Raw genomic sequence first — 16,894 nt, 5'->3', positions numbered from 1 at the left:
TTCTGATATCCAGCCCGCCGCGAGGGCGGGGGCTCGGCTCGGCGGCTTCACGCCGCCGAAGGCACTAGCAGTTGCGCACCGCGTCGATCAGCGTGCCGTCGCGATACTCGATGAGGGCGACGGTCTTGTCGCCGAACTCGATGGGCTTCGGCTCGCCGACGATGGCGTAGGCGCGATCGCGCAGCTCCTCGATGGTGAACTGCGGGACGTTGAGGCCGCGGAAGGCCTCGATGAGGTCGGTGCGGGCCGGGTTGACGGCGATACCGACCTCGGTCACGAGCACGTCGATGCTCGAGCCGGGCGTGACGACCGTGGTGACCTTGTCCACGACGGTCGGGATGCGGCCGCGGATGAGCGGCGCGCAGATGATGGCCATCTTGGAGCCGGCAGCGGCATCGCAGTGGCCGCCGGAGGCGCCGCGGATGACGCCGTCGGAGCCGGTGATGACGTTGACGTTGAAGTCGGTGTCGATCTCGAGCGCCGACAGGATGACCATGTCGAGGCGGTTGACCATAGCGCCCTTGGACAGCGGCGAGGCGTACATGGACGCGTTGATCTCAAGATGGTTGGCGTTGCGGGCCAGCGACGCGCCGGAGGGCGTGTCGAAGTCCTGAACGTCGGTGATGGCGCCCACGAGACCCTCATCGAGCAGCTCGACCATGGAGTTGGTGATGCCGCCGAGCGCGAAGGAGGCCTTCACATCCTTCTCGATCATGCCCTCGCGCAAAAAGCGCGTGACGGCGAGCGAGGCGCCGCCGGTGCCGGTCTGGAACGAGAAGCCCGGCTTGAAGTACGGCGAGGCCATCATGACCTTGGCCGCGTACTCGGCGATGATGAGCTCCTTGGGGTTCTTCGTGAAGCGCGTGGCGCCCTTCGCGATGCCCTTGGGGTCGCCGATGGCGTCGACCTTCACCACGTAGTCCACGTCGGACTGCGGGATGGAGATCTTGGTGTTGATGTAGGGCACCAGGTTGTCGGTCACGAGCACGACCTGGTCGGCGTACTTGGCGTCCATGAGCGCATAGCCCAGCGAGCCGCACGCAGAGGGGCCCTCGAAGCCGTTGGCGTTGCCGTACTCGTCGCAGCAGGGGGCGCCCAGGAAGGCGACATCGATGTGGATGTCACCGCGCTCGATGGCGCGGGCGCGGCCGCCGTGGCTGCGGATGATGACGGGCTCGTCCATGATGCCGGAAGAGATGGCGGCACCCAGCTTGTCGCGCAGACCGGACGAGGTGATATGGGTCACGACGCCGTTCTTGATGTGGTCGATGAGCGGCTCGTGCACGTTGGCGATGGAGCTCGGGGCGATGGAGATGTCCTTGATGCCCATGCGGGCGATCTCGTCGAGCACCATGTTCATCACGTAGTCACCCTCGCGGAAGTGATGGTGGAACGAGATGGTCATGCCGTCCTTGATGCCGGTCTTGACGATGGCGTCGTGGATGGAATCGAGAAGCTTGGACTCACCGGGCTTGCGGGGGCACACGGCGTGGACCGCCGCCTGGTAGGGCTTGATGTTCTCGAACTCGGAACCGTAGGTGCCGAACTGCTCGGCGAAAGCGTCGGGGATCTCCCGACCGATCTTGTTGATAGCCATTAGAGATCCTCCTCCCCGATGAGACCGGAAGCCTTAGCGAGCATGATGGTGCGCTCGGCGCGCATGATGACCGGCTTGTCGACCATCTTGCCGCGCACGGAGATGACGCCGAGGCCCTTCTCTTCGGCCTCGCGGGCGGCCCAGACGATCTCCTTGGCCTTCTGGATCTCCTTCTCGGTGGGCGCGTAGACCTCGTTGACCACGGGGATCTGACGCGGGTTGATGACGGACTTGCCATCGAAACCGAGGGTCTTGATGTGGGCGACCTCCTCGCGGAAGCCGTCCATGTTGTCGACATCGGAGTACACGGTGTCGACGGCGGCGACGCCAGCGGTGCGGGCGGCGTGCAGGATCATCTCGCGAGCGAAGTAGAGCTGCATGTTGTCGCCGTAGGCGCGCTGGGTCTTGAGGTTGGTGACGTAGTCCTCGGCGCCCAGGGCGATGCCGCGGACGCGCGGGGAGGCCTTCGCGATGGAGAGCGCGTTCAGCACTCCCTCAGCGGACTCGATAGCCGCGAAGATGCCGGTGGAGCCGACCTCGCGGCCACAGGCCTTCTCGACCTCGGTGATGACCTCGTCGGCGTCGATGACGTCCTGCGCGGTCTCGGTCTTGGGCAGACGGACCACGTCGACGCCGGCGCGGACGACCGCGTCGATATCGAGCTTGCCGACCGTGTTGAGGTCGTTGATGCGGACGATGGTCTCGGTGTCGCCGTAATCGAAGGTCTTGAGGGCGAAGTGCACGAGGGCGCGGGCGGTGTCCTTCTCGGCGATGGACACGGCGTCCTCGAGGTCGAACATGAGCGAGTCGGCGCCGTACAGACCGGCATCGCGGAGCATCGCCGGGTTGGCACCCGGCATGAACATCATGGTTCTCCTTAGGCGTTCCATGCGTCGATCTCCTTCCAGTCAAACTCGCCGGCATTGCCCGCAGCGCGGTACACGGCCGCGATGGTGCGGGCCTGGACGGTGCAGTCCAGCGCGCCCTTGTCGACGGCCGTGACCTTCACGCCCGTGACACCGAGATTCTTCAAGGTCTCGGCGATGACCTCGCGGATGCGATCGCCAAACGCCTTCTCGACACTGCTGTCGAGCGAGATGTCGACGGCGTCGCCGCCGACGGGGTCGATGGTGATCATGATGTCACTCGACTCCGCAGTTCCCGCAACGGCCTGTTGCTTCAGTTCCATGTTTCGGATCACTCCAATCCCGGTCGGGAGGAAGGGCACTTCCTCCCGACCCATGCCATGAACCCTTTTCCGTCAGGTTGTTGCGAGCTGTGTGGCACAAAACGCGCGAACACGGCTCGCGTGAGCATCGGCCGCCGTGCGAATGCGCTGCAGTGCCATGCATCCGGGTTGGCGCGCCGGATGCGGGCCGGAGTCGAGCGACTCCCATGACGCAGGGAACCAAAACCTGGCTTCGCGGCTGCACCCGCATGGGCCAGATTCAGATACCTGCCTACACGACGCGTCCGAACCTTGCATCGGACGCGAGGGTGTCAAGGTGCCGACGGCGGGGCCGTCGGGAACATGAGCCGGCGCGCGGCCGGCTCATGCGGTGAAAACGGGCGTGCGCCCTACTTCTTGTCTGCCGGGAACATCTTCATGAGCGCCATGGACACCAGGTAGATGATGATCATGACGACGAAGATACCGCCCCAACCGAGGGCGAGGATCAGCAGGGACTCGCTCAGAATCGCGGTAGTCATCTAACAGATCCCCCTTTCTACATAAGGCCCGGGACGATGCCGAGGATAAGACCACCGGCGACGACCGAAGCGATCTGGCCTGCCACGTTGGAGCCGGCAGCCTGCATGAGGATGAAGTTGCCGGGGTCCTCCTCGGTGGCGAGCTTCTGGATAACGCGGGAGCTCATCGGGAACGCCGAGATGCCCGACGCGCCGATCATGGGGTTGATCTTCTCCTTGCGGAAGATGTTGAGCACCTTGGCGAACATGATGCCGCCGACGGTGTCCATCACGAAGCCGAGCAGACCGAGGCCCATGATGATGAGGGTGTCGACCTGCAGGAACTCGCCAGCCTGCATACGGACGGACACGCAGAGGCCCAGCAGGATGGAGATGAGGTTGACGAGCTCGTTCTGAGCGGACATGGACAGGTTGTCCAGAACGCCGCACTCGCGCAGCAGGTTACCGAACATCAGGAAGCCGACGAGCGGCAGCGACGCGGGGGCGATGAGGCCGGCCACGATGCAGATGACGATCGGGAAGATGATCTTGGCGGTCTGCGAAACCGAACCCGGCTTGTAGACCATGCGGATCTGGCGCTCCTTCTTGGTGGTCACGGCCTTGATGGCGATCGGCTGGATGATGGGCACGAGCGCCATGTAGGAGTAGGCCGCCACCATGATGGCGCCGAGGTATTTAGATTGCAGCGAGTTCGCTACGAAGATCGACGTGGGGCCGTCGGCCGCGGCGATGATGCCGGCGGAGGCGGAGTCGGCCAGGTTGAAGCCGAGCAGGCCGGCCACGATGATGACGAAGAAGATGCCGAACTGCGCAGCGGCGCCGAACAGCAGCAGGAAGGGGCTCGCCAGCAGCGGGCCGAAGTCAATCATCGCGCCGATGCCGATGAACAGCAGCAACGGGAAGAGCTCGGTGTCGATACCCATATCGAACAGGATCTGGAACGGGCCGGGCTCGCCACCGAAGGCGAGGACGCCGGAGTCGGGAATGTTCACCAGGATGGTGCCCAGACCCATGGGGACGAGCAGCGTGGGCTCGTACTCCTTCTTGATGCCCAGATACATAAGGATCATGCCGACGAGCATCATCACGATGCGGCCGGGCTCGGCAGCGAGACCGAGCACGCCGGCGGTGAGCACGTCAACGGCGGTAGTCAGTACTTCCAATGGTCATTCCTCTCCTATAGAAATGCGCAGGCACCCGCCTGCGCTGCGCCCGATTTAGGCGATGCCGATCAGCTCGTCGCCGGGGTTCACCATATCGCCCTTGGCAACGGCGATGGAGGCCACGGTGCCGTCGTACTCGGCGATGATCTGGTTCTCCATCTTCATGGCCTCGAGCACCATGATGGCGTCGCCCTTGGAGACCTTGTCGCCCACGTTGACCTGGACGTCGACGATCTTGCCGGGCATGGGAGCGGTCTGCACGTTGGCGCCGGCGGGAGCCGAGGCGGTCGCGGCGGGAGCGGCAGGCGCGGGCTCGGGCTCAGCGGCCGGAGCGGGAGCGGCGGCAGGCGCCGGGGCGGGAGCCGGAGCGGCAACAGGGGCGGCAACGGCGTCGGCGGGCGTCGGGACCGGCGCGCCGATCTCCTCCATCTCCACCATGTACTGGGTCCCGTCGATCGAGATCTTGAACTTACGAAGCATGGTCCTCCTCCATCACTTTCTTTTTGTAGACACCTTTGACTACGAACTTGCTGGTTTCCAAGGCCCCGGCGGCAAGTGCCGATGCGATGGTCGACACGAGACGGTGCTCGGGGTTCGCGACGCTCACCCGACGAACAACCATCTGGCTGTCGGGCCGGTCGCCCGCGGCGATGGCCGTGGCGGCGACGACGACCGTGCGATGCTCTGCTGCATCGACCGGCAGGAAAGCCGGGACCGGCTCCCATTCCTCCTTCGGTGCCGCAGGGGCGGCGGGGGCGGGGGCTGGCGATGCAGCCGGAGCGGATGGCGCCGCAGCGGGCTCGTCGTTTTTGTGCCTTAGCCAATCAAAGAAGCCCATGTATTCACTTCCCCTCGGTTTTCCTCGGCAATCATGAGTCAATTGCCTCATATATGCGTGCCTTGCGATTACCGGCTTCTACTTTATAGTCGCACGTGTACGGGCGATTGCACTTTAGCTGTTCGGCCAGCCGGCTACGTGCGCTTTTGCTGTATCACCCCTGTCTACCTCGCTTTTTCGCACGTTATATTCTAGAAGCGCATGCAAACGTATGCCGGTTTGTCATGCTTTTTTTCTGTCTCTCGACCGGCGAACGGTAGTGAATCCCGTGGCGAACGGTAGGTGTTCTGCGAACTGCAGGGTGTCCGCTTTGTGTATTTGGCCATCTAGCTGGGGTTTTGACATTTTCGCAGATACCGGTTGTTTTTCTGTTGTTCCGAATCGCCCAAGTCGGCAATCCCAACACCCTCAAACCGTTATTTTCTCTCCCGAGCATCGGCCGCCTGCGAACGCTGCACATGTCGCATGCTGCCACCGTATCTGTAGGACAACGGAATTAACGGAAAAGGGAAAGGGAAGGGTGATGTAATGGCTATTACCATTCTCGGCTGGCTCATGATCGCAGTCTTCATGTTCTGCGTCATGACCAAGAAACTGTCGCCGCTGGTCGCACTGTGCACGGTACCTATGGTATTCGCGTTCCTCGTGCTGATCGTCACCGGCAACATCGATAAGTGGACGCTTATCGGCGACTGGGTCATGAACGGCCTGGGCACCACGGCCAACACCGGCATCCTGCTGCTGTTCGCCATCCTGTACTTCTCGATCATGCTTGATGCCGGTCTGTTCGACCCCATCACCAAGAAGATGATCGAGTTCGCCAAGGGCGACCCCATGAAGGTCCTCATCGCCACCGCGGTCGTGGCTGCCGCCATCTCGCTGAACGGCGACGGCACCACCACCACGCTCGTGTGCTGCGCGGCCTTCCTGCCGATCTACGAGAAGCTCGGCATGAAGAAGATGAACCTGGCTGTCCTGGTCATCCTTCAGAACACGGTTATGAACCTGCTGCCCTGGGGCGGCCCCACGGCGCGCGCCATGGCCGTCTGCGAGGTCGGCGGCGACATCCTGTCCTACCTCATGCCCGGCATGATCATCTCCGTGATCTTCAACATCGTGGTCGTTGCCCGCTACATGGGTAAGAAGGAGCGCGAGCGCCTTGGCGTGACCGAGTTCACGCAGGCCGAGATCGACGAGCTCTGCGCTGTCGACGATCCCGAGACCCTCGAGCTTCGTCGTCCCCAGAACTGGCTGTTCAACGCCATCATGACGGTCGTTCTGATCGCCTGGCTCGTTGCCGGCTCCTTCATCGAGGCCATCTCGCTGCCCAACCAGATGCTCTTCATGCTCGGCACCATCATCGCGCTGCTCGTGAACTACCCCAAGATCAAGGACCAGAACGCTCGTATCGGCGCCAACGGCGGCGACGCGGTGCAGGTCGTCATCCTGATCTTCGGCGCCGGTATCTTCATGGGCCTGTTCCAGGGCGACTCTGAGCTCGGTCTGTCCATGTCCGACGCGGTTGCGCAGTCGCTGATCTACATCATCCCGCAGCAGCTCGCCGGCTTCTGGGGTCTCATCGTCTGCCTCATCTCCGCTCCTGGTACGTTCTTCATCTCCAACGACGGCTTCTACTTTGGCGTTATGCCCGCCATCGCCGAGGCCGGCTATGCCTACGGCTTCACCAACCTGCAGATGGCTCTCGCCTCCCTCATGGGCCAGGCCTTCCACCTGCTGTCCCCGCTGACCGCCTTCATCTACCTGCTCCTGCGCCTTACCGGCCAGGATCTGGGCGAGTGGCAGCGCGCCGCTGGCAAGTGGGCCGCCTGCATCTTCGTGATCTTCGTCGTCACGATCATGGCCACGGGCGCCATCCCGCTGTACATCCCGCAGGTCTAGTCACCGCTGGACACGAGCTAATCTAGCTCCCTCTTTCCGAGCCGCGACCACTTCGGTGGCCGCGGCTTTTTCTGTCCGCTTCCGGGCCGCAGACGCCCCCGGAAGCGGACAAAGCGAAAGCCGCCCGATGGGGGTCGACAATTGACCACCTGCAGATTTGCGGTCCTTGATGTGGGGCGTTGTTCGCAGTAACAGGCAGATACACGTGTATACTTACTCCCGTTACAATCGATTGGCCGTTGGAGGTGGGCATGGACACTGAGCAATTGATGCTTACCCTATGCGAGTTTCTGGACCTGTCCAAGAACGCACCCATCAAGGACGTGCTGTTCGATGCATTCAAGCAGGCCATCACGCTCGGACGCGTTCCCGCTGGAACCTCCATCAACGAGAAGCAGCTCGCCCAATCGCTTCACATCAGCCGCACCCCCATTCGTGCAGCTCTGGATATGCTTGCCGCCGACCGGTTGGTCGACCGCAAGCCCGGCAGCGGCGTCATCGTGCGCGGCATCAGCAAGCGCGACGCCGAGGAGGTCTACGAGATCCGCGTGGTCCTGGAGGTGCTCGCCACCACCAAGGCGGCTCACAACATGACCGACGAGGACTTCGAGGAGATGCGCCAGCTGCTCGAGGAGGGCCAGCGCCTGAACGCCGCCAACGATGTGGACGGCGTCGTGAACAACTGGGACGAGTTCAACCAGTTCATCTTCGCCAAGGCGAACAGCCCGCGGCTTCAAAGCATCATTGAGCCCCTTCAGGCGTACACGCGCTACTTCCGCAACGTGTCCGCGAAGCCCGAACTGCGCCGCAACCAGGCGCTCGAGGAGCATTGGGGCATCTATCTGGCCATGCGCTTCGGCCCCGAGAAAAAGATCGAGCAGGTCGTGCGCGCGCACCTCAGGAACTCCTATGGCCTGGTCAACGAGGAAATGACGGACTGTGGCATCGTCTGACAATCTGAATGCATGCGGCTGTGATCGCGGCCGCGACGCACATGCCGACTTCGCCCGCGAGCTCGCGCACATGGCCGCGGTGTCGCTCGTGACCGAAGCGCGCCTGACGCCCAAGCCCGGGCTCGTGGACCAGCGCAACACGGGCGCGCACACCGACATGGACCTCTCCACCTTCATGGCGAGCGCCGCCGCGCTGGAACCGCTGTTCGCGGAGTACGTGCAGGCAGGCTGGAATCAGGGCGCGGGCGACGCCGCCGAGCTAGCCGACGCCCTGCGACGCATCGGCATCCGCGCTGAGGGCGCCATGTTCGCCGCCACGGACGGCATCAACACGCATAAGGGCGCGAACTTCATGTTCGCGCTGGTACTGGGCGCCGCAGGCGCCGTCTTGCGCGAGCGGGGCGATTCTTCGTGTACCTTTGCCGCCCGCGACACCACTCGCACGCTCGAGCTCGTTTCCGCCATGGGCGAGAGCCTGCTCGGCCGCGATGTGCGCGCGTTGCTCTCGAGCGTCCGCACGGGCGGCGCCCAGCTGACGCACGGCGAGGCGGTCTACCTGGAACAGGGACTCAAAGGGGCGCGTGGCGAGGCCGCCCAGGGCTATCCGCTGCTGCGCGAGGTGCTCCTCCCCTACCTGCGGGAGCGCAGCGCCGTGAGCGCAGACGCCCGTGACACGCTGCTGCGCGCGCTCGTGAAGCTGATGGCGCAGCTTGAGGACACCAACGTCGTCCACCGCGGCGGTATGCAGGCGCTCGTCGAGCACCGCGCCTTCTGCCGTGACCTCGACGAACGGGACCTTTCGCACGACGAGCTCATCGCCACGCTCATCGCCTACGACGACCTGCTGATCGCCCGCAACGTGAGCCCCGGCGGCGCCGCCGACCTCATCTCGCTCGGCGTCTTCTTCTCCCAAGCAGAAGGCCTGATGAAAGTTTAGGGACAGGCCCCGAACTTTCATGCATATAAATAGGACATATATAAAAAGGCCCTGCGCGCTGTGCGCAGGGCCTTGTGTGAAAGTTTGGGACCTGTCCCCAATCTTGCAGCTAGTCGAAAGTATAGGGCTTGATCTGACGGATGACGTCGAGGATCGTGCCGTCGCGGGCCTCGACGATGGCCACGACCTTGTCCTCCCACTTCAGCGGGTCGGGCTCGCCCACGATGGAGTAGGCCTTCTCCTGCAGGTACTCGATGCTCACGTGCGGGATGCCGGCGGCGTCCAGGCAGTCAATGATGTCCCGGCGGGCCGGGTTGACCGCGGTGCCGTAGTCGGTCACGACGACGTCGATGCACTCGCCGGGGGTCGTCACCGTGGTGACGTCCTTGCAGATGGTCGGCATGCGACCGCGCACGAGCGGCGTCACGATGATGCAGCACTTGGAGCCGGCGGCGGTATCGGGGTGACCGCCGGGCGCGCCGCGGACCACGCCGTCGGAGCCGGTGATGACGTTGACGTTGAACTTGGTGTCGACCTCGAGCGCCGCCAGAATCATGTAGTCGAGGTAGTTGACGTAGGCGCCCTTGGAAGCCGGGTTGGCGTAGTCGCTCACGGTCATCTCGACGTGATCGGGGCAGTCGTGCAGGTGCGCGATCGCCTTGGTGTCGAAGTCCTGCGTGTCGACGATCTTGCGCACGTAGCCGCGGTCCTGCAGGTCGCACATGTTGCCGGTGATGCCGCCGAAGGCGACGCCCATCTTGATCTCCTTGGCGTCCATGCGCTCCTCGAGGAAGCGGGTCACGGCGAGCGACGGGCCGCCGGCGCCGGTCTGATAGGAGAAGCCGTCGACGAACCACGGGGTGGCGGCGATGATATCGGCCGCGCGCTCGGCCATCATGAGGTCGCGCGGATCCTGCGTGACGCGGGCCTCCTTGGTGCCGATGCGCTTGGGGTCGCCGATCTCGTCGACCACGACGACGCAATCCACGTCCTCGCACTTGATGGACGCAGGCACGTTGGGGAACGGCGCCAGGGTGTCGGTGATGACGACGACCTTGTCCGCATAGCGCGAATCGGGCATGGCGTAGCCCATGGAGCCGCAGTTGTTCTTGCCGCCGTTGCCGCTGGCGTTGCCCACCTTGTCGGAGGACGCCGCAGCCAGAAACGCGATGTCGATGTGCAGCTCGCCGGCCATCATGGCACGGGGACGGCCACCGTGGGAGCGGATGATCGCCGGCTCCTTCAGCTTGCCGTGCGAGATGGCATCGCCGATGCGGCCGCGCACGCCGGAGGCCTGCACCTGCACGATGATGCCCTGCTCGATGTAGTCGGCCAGCAGGTTGTGGGCGTCGCCCAGCGAGGTGGCGGCCACGCGCAGATCCTTGATGCCCATCTCCTCGACGAGCACCTTGCAGACCATCGAGGCGGTATAGTCGCCGTTGCGGAACGCGTGGTGGAAGCTGATGGTCATGCCGTCGTGGGCGCCGCACTTCTCGCAGGCCTCGCGGATGCTCGCGCACAGCTTATCGGCCACGGGCTTCTCGTTCATGACGCAGGTCGGCGCATCGCGCTTCATGACCTGGCCATCCTTGGCGAAGCGGCCCTGATAGACTTCTTTTCCGTCAACAAGCAGGTAATCGGGGATATCCCTTCCAACCGCATTGATCATGGTTGCTCTCCTCTCCTACAGATCGCCGTGGTAGACGCCGCACTTCTTGGCCAGCTCGATGATGCGCTCGGCCTCGCGGAAGAACGGGGGATCGACCATCTTGCCGTCGACGACGTACACGCCGACACCGGCGTCGGCCTGCTCGCGGCAGCTGCGCACGATCTTCTCGGAGTGCGCGATCTGCTTGGGCGTGGGCGCCAGGCGCTCGTGGACGTAGGCGATCTGCTTGGGGTTGATGAGGGACTTGCCGTCGAAGCCCATGCGCACGATGAGGTCGACCTCGCGGCGGAAGCCCTCCTCGTCGTCCAGGTTGGGGTACATGGTGTCGAGGCACTGCACGCCGGCGGCGCGGGCCGCGAGCAGCATCATGGAGCGGGCGGTGTTGATCTCGATGCCATCGGGCTCGATCTGCACGCGCATGGACGTGCGGAAGTCGCCGCCGGAGATGGCGCAGCCGAGCATGCGGTCGGACGCGGTGCAGATCTCGTAGGCGTTCATGATGCCCAGCGGGCTCTCGAGCGCGGCCATGAGCAGGGTCCAGCCGACCTCGACGCCGAACTCGCGCTCGGCTTCCTCGACGGCGGCCTCGACCTCCTTGACCTGCTCGGCGCTCTCGCACTTGGGGATGCGGATGCCGTCGGCGCCGCCGGCCACGCACACGCGGACGTCCTCGCGCCAGTACTCGGTATCGGTGCCGTTGATGCGCACGATGACCTCGGTGTCGCCGTAGTCGACAGTGGTCAGCGCGTGATAGAGGCTGAAGCGCGCGGCGTCCTTCTGGTTGACGGCGACGGCGTCCTCGAGGTCGAGCATGATCGAGTCGCAGCCGTAGATGTAGGCGTCCTTGATGAGACCCGGGCGCTGCGCGTTCATGAACATCATGGTGCGGCGCAGACGGTCCTTGTTCGGGCGCGGGCGATGAATCTTACCTGCCATTACTGGATGACACCTCCCCAGGGAATGTTCTCCATCGACGCGTCGCAGCTGCGGAACACCGCGCACTCCACGCGCGCCTTGAGCGTGCAGTCGAGCGCGCCCTTGTCGACAACGGACACCAGGCCGCTCTCGACACCCAGGCGCCCAAGCGTCTCGACGACGGTCTGCTTGATCTGGCGACCGTACTGGTTGATGACGCTGCTCTCGATGACGATCTCCAGCGTGTCCGCCGGCGATACGGTCACCTGGGCATCGCTCGATTCGAGCGTGCCGGCCATCGCGGTCTTTTCGATAACCATTCGCACTCCTCTCCGATTTCCTCGCGCCGGCGTTTTCCGTAGCCGCCGGCACGTGCAGCGGCGCGACTGCGCGCCGTTCTCTCTCGTACATCGTATGGGCGTTTGGTCATGCGCGTTGCTGCAATATAAGCGCGGTGTGCCATTCCATTTGGTAATGGTTCTTGCGGTGTTTTTAATTGCACCGTTTTGAGCCATTCGCCGCGGTTCGCACGCCATTCGGCTGTATTTCTGCTGTTTTTCGCGGTTATAGTCCTTATAGGACTCGATTAACACGATATTTCGTCATGATTGCCTTCACAAAGCACGCTATTATCGGCATGACCTAATGGAATGCTGCCATGCCGTCCCGCGGGACGGCGCGTCCAGACGCAGGCCCCGGGCCGATGGGAGAGACCGTGGACGAGAAGGACTTCGCGCTGCTTCGCGCCCTCAAGGACAGCGGGAACATCACGCATGCCGCCGACCGGCTGTACCTCACGCAGTCGGCGCTTTCGAAGCGCATCAAGGCGATGGAGCGCGAGCTGGGCTCCGAGATCATCATCCGCACGCGCAAGGGCGTGCGCTTCACCCCCGCCGGCGAGATCGTGCTCACGCGCACCGAAGCGGCCCAGCGCGAGCTCGAGCAGCTGCGGCGCGAGATCAACGACGTGCAGGGCGAGATCTGCGGCACGCTGCGCGCCGGGTTTTCGACCAACTACGCCTATGTCTACCTGCCCGATCTTCTGGCCACCTACCACGAGCGCTATCCGCGCGTGCAGCTGGACATCGTCACCGGGCAGAGCCGCGACCTGATTCGCAGCCTCCAGGCCGGCTCGCTCGACGTGGCCGTGCTGCGCGGCGAGTTTCCCTGGGACGGCATGCAGTACCTGCTTGCGCAGGAGCGCGTGTACGCCGTGTGCACGGCGGAGCTTGCCGACACGCCCCTGTCGGAGCTCACGTACATCAACCACACGACCGATTCCGTGCAGTCGACGCTCATGATGCGCTGGCTGCACGAGAACGACCTCTCGCCTGCGGCAAACCAGATCAACGTGACCGACCTCAACACCTGCCAGCGGCTTGTGCGCTTGGGGCTGGGTTGGGCCCTGCTGCCCGAGATCGCACTCGATGGTTTCGACGGCTGCAAGCGCCCCTGCAGCTTTGCGAACGGTGAGCCCTTCGTGCGCCGCATGTATATCGACTGCCAGAAGGAATCCGAGCAGCTGCCGCAGGTACAGGCGCTGATCGAGCTCGTGAAGGAGCTGCACGGCGAGCGGTAGCGCAGGCTGGGGATTTGCGCGCATGGGATGACAACGGAGGCAGGCCGCTGCAAGGCATGACGGCCCGCCGCCGAGATGGGAGAGCAATGGACGACTACATCGTTTCGAAGGTTTGGCCGCAGGATAAGAGCACGATGGCCCGCGTCGACGCGCTGCTGGAGCGCGAGGGCATCCAGCGCGACGGCAACCTCGACTACACCTGCGCCATCCAGGACGACGACCTGAACGTGATCGCCACGGGCAGCTGCTTCGGCAACACGCTGCGCTGCCTGGCGGTCGACAGCCGCTACCAGGGCGAAGGGCTCATGAACAAGCTCATCACGCATCTGGTCGACGTTCAGTACCAGCGCGGGAACATCCACCTGTTCGTGTACACGAAGGTGTCGTCGGCCAAGTTCTTCTGCGACCTGGGCTTCCGTGAGATCGCCCGCGTCGACGGCATGCTCGTGTTTTTGGAGAACTGTCCGGACGGATTCTCGTCGTACCTGCGCGGGCTTGCCACCACGCGCCGGGATGGCACGGCGGGCGCCGTCATCATGAACGCCAACCCGTTTACGCTCGGGCACCGGCACCTAGTTGAGGTCGCCGCGGCGGCGGTCGACACGCTGCATCTGTTCGTGGTCAGCGAGGACGCGAGCCTCGTGCCGTTTTCGGTGCGCAAGAAGCTCGTGTGCGAGGGCGTGGCCGATCTGGACAACGTCGTCGTGCATGAGTCGGGGCCGTATATCATCTCGTCCGCGACGTTCCCGAGCTACTTCTTGAAGGATGACGCCGCGGTGAACGAGGGGCACGCCAAGCTGGACATCGCCGTGTTCTGCCGCATTGCCGCCGAGCTGGGCATCACGCACCGATTTGTAGGCGAGGAGCCCACAAGCCAGGTGACCGGCGTGTACAACCGCGTGATGCTCGAGGAGCTGCCGCGCGCCGGCGTCGAGGTGACGGTCGTGCCGCGCCTGGAGGTCGATGGCGCCGTCGTGAGCGCCTCGACCGTGCGCCGGGCCCTGCAGGAGGGCGACCTAGACACCGTGCGCGCCCTCACGCCCGAGAGCACCTACCGCTACTTCGCGAGCGACGAGGCGGCGCCGGTGATCGAACGCATCCGCGCTGCCGGCAACGTGGTTCATTACTGATAGCGATAGCGCCCCGTCTTCTGCAGATGCTCGCCCTCCGGTCTGGCCCCGGCCGGGCCCCGGCCCCGGCCTCCGGTCTGGCCTGCGGCTGGCCTCTGTGGGGACGTAGCCGGGGGAGGCCAAAAATGGCCTCTCCCGGCTACGTCCCCACAGGGGCCAGACCATATGACAGTTAGGATGGGGTCCACTGTCATGCCTTTTCCGCTGCGGTTGCGCAGGGCTGGGCTTTGTGGTTAGAATGATTGATATGTCAACTATCTGATTCGACCACCTGAGGCCCATGGAACCGCTGCATATTCTCGTCACCCTGCTTATAGCCGTTGCCGGCTTTCTTATCGGCCGGCGCATCGGCATCCCCGTACCTGCCATGATCGGCAGCATGCTCGCCGTGGGCATCTTCAGCGCGTTCACGGGCTTCGCCCTCATGCCGACGCCCATCAAGATGTTCTCGCAGGGCATCTCGGGTGCGTTCATCGGCATGTCCGTCACCCGGCGCGATGTCCGCAACATCCCACTCATGATCAAGCCGCTCATCATGCTGCTCGTCATGCTCACAACCAACACCATCGTGCTCGGCATCGTGTTTCACGTCGTCTTCGGCTGGGATCTCATGACCGGCCTGCTCTCCACCGTGGCCGGCGGCATTGCCGACGTCTCGCTCATCGCCATGGATATGGACGCCGACGCCAGCACCGTCGCCATCATGCAGACGGTGCGCCTGGCCAGCGTGCTCGCCATCTTTCCCACGTGGATCAAGTTCATGACGCGCGACCAGCCCGAAATCGAGCACGACCCACTCGACATGACGCTCCACGGCAGCGATACGTTCCTCGATCGGCTGATCGACACCGACCGCAAGCGCACCGTGTTCACGCTGACCGTCAGCGTGGCCTGCGGTGCAGCGGGCTATCTGTCCGGTGTTCCCGCCGGTGCCCTGCTGTTCTCGCTGATCGGCGTGGCCGTACTCAACCTGACGACCGACGCCACGCACATGCCCATGTCCATCAAGCGCATGGCACAGGTGCTTGCCGGCAGCCTTGTGGGCTCAACGGTGACGCCGGAGACCATCTCGCATCTCGGCACGCTCGTCGGCCCGCTCGTCATCATGTTCGCGATGTATATGCTGCTGAACTTTCTGTTCTCGCTTATCGCGAGCAGGACCGGCATGCTCGACATGCGCAGCGCGCTGTTCGCCTCATCGCCCGGAGGCGCGAGCGACATGGCGCTCATCGCCGCCGACCTGGGCGCCGACCTGACGAAGATCGCCGTGCTGCAGATCTTCCGCGCCGCCTACGCCGCCGGCATCATGCCGCAAGTCGCCCTCCTCGTCGTCCACCTGCTCGACGCGTGAGGATGTCCACTTTCAGGACGGAGACGTTTCCGGACATCGGCGACGCAAGCCGGCTGGCCTCTCTGGGGACGTAGCCGGGAGGCGCCAAGCCGGCCACCGCGGTGAAGCTGCTGCCTGGGACCCCCGGCGTGGCGCCTCCCGGCTACGTCCCCAGAGAGGCCAGCCCGCTGCGCGCGCACGTTCCGGGCATCTGACTGTGCGCTTTGGGAACACTGGCCGCACTTGGCTGTGCGCGTAAGGAACGTCTCCGGCCACGATATGTTCCCAAACCGCACAGTCAGACGGCGAGGGATGTTCCCAAAGCGCACAGGGCATCCGTCGGCCGACAATGTCCACTTTCATCTCCGTCCTGAAAGTGGACAAAAACGCGCCACCCCGGGAGAACCCAGGATGGCGCGTATTGGCTACGTCCCCAATGAGACCAAGTAGTAAGTTAGAGGCGGCCGAGCTCGCGCATCTTGACGTTGTAGGCGGCGGCGATGATGTCCGCAGTGCCCTCCACGCCGAACAGGGCGCGGTTCACGGTCAGGTCCTTGTGCGCACGCAGCTTGGTCTTGCCCGCGGAATAGCGCTTGTAGAACAGCTCGCGGTTGCGCTGCATGCGCTTGATGCGCTTCATGGCCTGCGCCTCGGTGATGCCGCGGCGCTTGCACACGATCTCGACGCGCTCCTCGAGCGGCGCCGTCACGTACACGTTGATGAGGTTCGGGTTGTCGCGCAGGATGTAGTCGGACAGGCGCCCGATGATGATGCACGACTCGCTGGAGCCCACGTCGAGAATGACCTGCTTCAGGCTCTCGAAGAGCTGGTCGGCCATGGTGCGCGAATCGAAGCGATCCGGCAGAAACGCCATCATCTCGGCGGCGACGCTCTCGTCGTAGGGCGCCACCATGTCGACGACCGTATCGGAACGGCGTGCCGCACGGATGAGCAGCTCGTTGTCGTACAGGGGAATCCCCAGGCGCTCCTGCAGCGCGATGCCGATCTCGTGGGCATCGGTGCCGTACTCGCGCGCGATGGTGATCACCACGGGGTACTCCGGATCGCCCTCCTCGGTGGGGGCGCCCAGGTTCGTGTTGCTGTACAGGTCCTGAGCCAACAGCTTGGAGACGTCGCGATGCTTCTTGCTCGAATCCGCCATAGCAGCCTTCCA

At 64.1% G+C, this 16,894-nt stretch carries 17 protein-coding genes; 6 read left to right on the top strand and 11 right to left on the bottom strand.

Annotation, left to right across the window (positions count from 1 at the left end; genetic code table 11):
- Window positions 1-64: 64 nt before the first annotated feature.
- The 7 genes from citF (H6A16_RS02365) to H6A16_RS02340 all read right to left on the bottom strand — a co-directional run bounded on the left by citF (H6A16_RS02365) (window position 65) and on the right by H6A16_RS02340 (window position 5,308).
- A complete protein-coding gene (gene citF, locus H6A16_RS02365) occupies window positions 65-1,597 on the bottom strand; it encodes a citrate lyase subunit alpha (RefSeq protein ID WP_204615774.1) in 1,533 nt (510 codons plus the stop codon).
- On the bottom strand, window positions 1,597-2,487 hold the full coding sequence (locus H6A16_RS02360) for an aldolase/citrate lyase family protein (protein WP_204615773.1): 891 nt from the start codon (window positions 2,485-2,487) through the stop codon (window positions 1,597-1,599). Before H6A16_RS02360 ends, citF (H6A16_RS02365) begins: the two co-directional genes overlap by 1 nt.
- Window positions 2,475-2,786, bottom strand: a complete 312-nt coding sequence (gene citD / locus H6A16_RS02355; RefSeq protein WP_204615771.1) for a citrate lyase acyl carrier protein — start codon at window positions 2,784-2,786, stop codon at window positions 2,475-2,477. Before citD (H6A16_RS02355) ends, H6A16_RS02360 begins: the two co-directional genes overlap by 13 nt.
- Before the next feature lie 389 nt (window positions 2,787-3,175).
- Window positions 3,176-3,307, bottom strand: a complete 132-nt coding sequence (locus tag H6A16_RS10870) for an OadG-related small transporter subunit (protein ID WP_275052335.1) — start codon at window positions 3,305-3,307, stop codon at window positions 3,176-3,178.
- 17 nt (window positions 3,308-3,324) lie between these two features.
- Window positions 3,325-4,470: a sodium ion-translocating decarboxylase subunit beta gene (locus H6A16_RS02350; protein WP_239458137.1), complete on the bottom strand. Its 1,146-nt coding sequence runs from the start codon at window positions 4,468-4,470 to the stop codon at window positions 3,325-3,327.
- Window positions 4,471-4,524: 54 nt separating this feature from the next.
- Entirely contained in the window at window positions 4,525-4,950 is a 426-nt protein-coding gene (locus H6A16_RS02345) for a biotin/lipoyl-containing protein (RefSeq protein ID WP_204615769.1), read from the bottom strand.
- Complete coding sequence (locus H6A16_RS02340; RefSeq protein WP_204615768.1) at window positions 4,940-5,308, bottom strand: hypothetical protein; 369 nt, start codon at window positions 5,306-5,308, stop codon at window positions 4,940-4,942. The genes H6A16_RS02345 and H6A16_RS02340 overlap by 11 nt, the downstream gene beginning before the upstream one ends.
- Window positions 5,309-5,836: 528 nt before the next feature.
- On the opposite strand from H6A16_RS02340, the gene H6A16_RS02335 reads away from it, so the two are divergent.
- The 3 genes from H6A16_RS02335 (at window position 5,837) to H6A16_RS02325 (ending at window position 9,097) form a co-directional block, all read left to right on the top strand.
- Window positions 5,837-7,207: a CitMHS family transporter gene (locus H6A16_RS02335; RefSeq protein ID WP_204615767.1), complete on the top strand. Its 1,371-nt coding sequence runs from the start codon at window positions 5,837-5,839 to the stop codon at window positions 7,205-7,207.
- Between the two features lie 251 nt (window positions 7,208-7,458).
- Window positions 7,459-8,160 carry a GntR family transcriptional regulator gene (locus H6A16_RS02330; protein ID WP_204615766.1) on the top strand — a complete coding sequence of 234 codons (702 nt, stop codon included), beginning with the start codon at window positions 7,459-7,461 and terminating at the stop codon, window positions 8,158-8,160.
- The gene (locus H6A16_RS02325) at window positions 8,147-9,097 is read left to right on the top strand and encodes a triphosphoribosyl-dephospho-CoA synthase (RefSeq protein ID WP_204615765.1); all 951 of its coding nucleotides are present in this window, start codon (window positions 8,147-8,149) and stop codon (window positions 9,095-9,097) included. The genes H6A16_RS02330 and H6A16_RS02325 overlap by 14 nt, the downstream gene beginning before the upstream one ends.
- Window positions 9,098-9,206: 109 nt before the next feature.
- On the opposite strand, the gene citF (H6A16_RS02320) is transcribed toward H6A16_RS02325, so the two are convergent.
- Genes citF (H6A16_RS02320) through citD (H6A16_RS02310) form a run of 3 tightly spaced genes read right to left on the bottom strand, consistent with a single transcriptional unit; the run spans window position 9,207 to window position 12,001 of the window.
- Window positions 9,207-10,766, bottom strand: coding sequence for a citrate lyase subunit alpha (gene citF / locus H6A16_RS02320; RefSeq protein ID WP_204615764.1), 1,560 nt, complete (start codon window positions 10,764-10,766; stop codon window positions 9,207-9,209).
- Between the two features lie 15 nt (window positions 10,767-10,781).
- Window positions 10,782-11,702: an aldolase/citrate lyase family protein gene (locus tag H6A16_RS02315; protein WP_204615763.1), complete on the bottom strand. Its 921-nt coding sequence runs from the start codon at window positions 11,700-11,702 to the stop codon at window positions 10,782-10,784.
- Window positions 11,702-12,001, bottom strand: a complete 300-nt coding sequence (gene citD, locus H6A16_RS02310) for a citrate lyase acyl carrier protein (RefSeq protein WP_204615762.1) — start codon at window positions 11,999-12,001, stop codon at window positions 11,702-11,704. The genes H6A16_RS02315 and citD (H6A16_RS02310) overlap by 1 nt, the downstream gene beginning before the upstream one ends.
- Window positions 12,002-12,384: 383 nt before the next feature.
- Between citD (H6A16_RS02310) and H6A16_RS02305 the strand changes: the two genes are divergently transcribed.
- From H6A16_RS02305 to H6A16_RS02295, 3 genes are all read left to right on the top strand, one after another.
- A complete protein-coding gene (locus H6A16_RS02305) occupies window positions 12,385-13,260 on the top strand; it encodes a LysR family transcriptional regulator (protein WP_204615760.1) in 876 nt (291 codons plus the stop codon).
- 86 nt (window positions 13,261-13,346) lie between these two features.
- Complete coding sequence (gene citC, locus H6A16_RS02300) at window positions 13,347-14,390, top strand: [citrate (pro-3S)-lyase] ligase (protein ID WP_204615758.1); 1,044 nt, start codon at window positions 13,347-13,349, stop codon at window positions 14,388-14,390.
- Window positions 14,391-14,670: 280 nt separating this feature from the next.
- A complete protein-coding gene (locus tag H6A16_RS02295; RefSeq protein WP_204615756.1) occupies window positions 14,671-15,741 on the top strand; it encodes an AbrB family transcriptional regulator in 1,071 nt (356 codons plus the stop codon).
- Window positions 15,742-16,174: 433 nt separating this feature from the next.
- Here the strand turns inward: H6A16_RS02295 and H6A16_RS02290 are convergent, their stop codons facing one another.
- A complete protein-coding gene (locus H6A16_RS02290) occupies window positions 16,175-16,882 on the bottom strand; it encodes an AAA family ATPase (RefSeq protein ID WP_204615755.1) in 708 nt (235 codons plus the stop codon).
- Window positions 16,883-16,894: the final 12 nt, after the last annotated feature.

This window comes from Collinsella tanakaei (assembly GCF_016900375.1).
Taxonomy (GTDB): domain Bacteria; phylum Actinomycetota; class Coriobacteriia; order Coriobacteriales; family Coriobacteriaceae; genus Collinsella.
The sequence above is the reverse complement of the archived record's forward strand: the minus strand, read 5'-3'. Positions and strand labels throughout refer to the sequence as shown.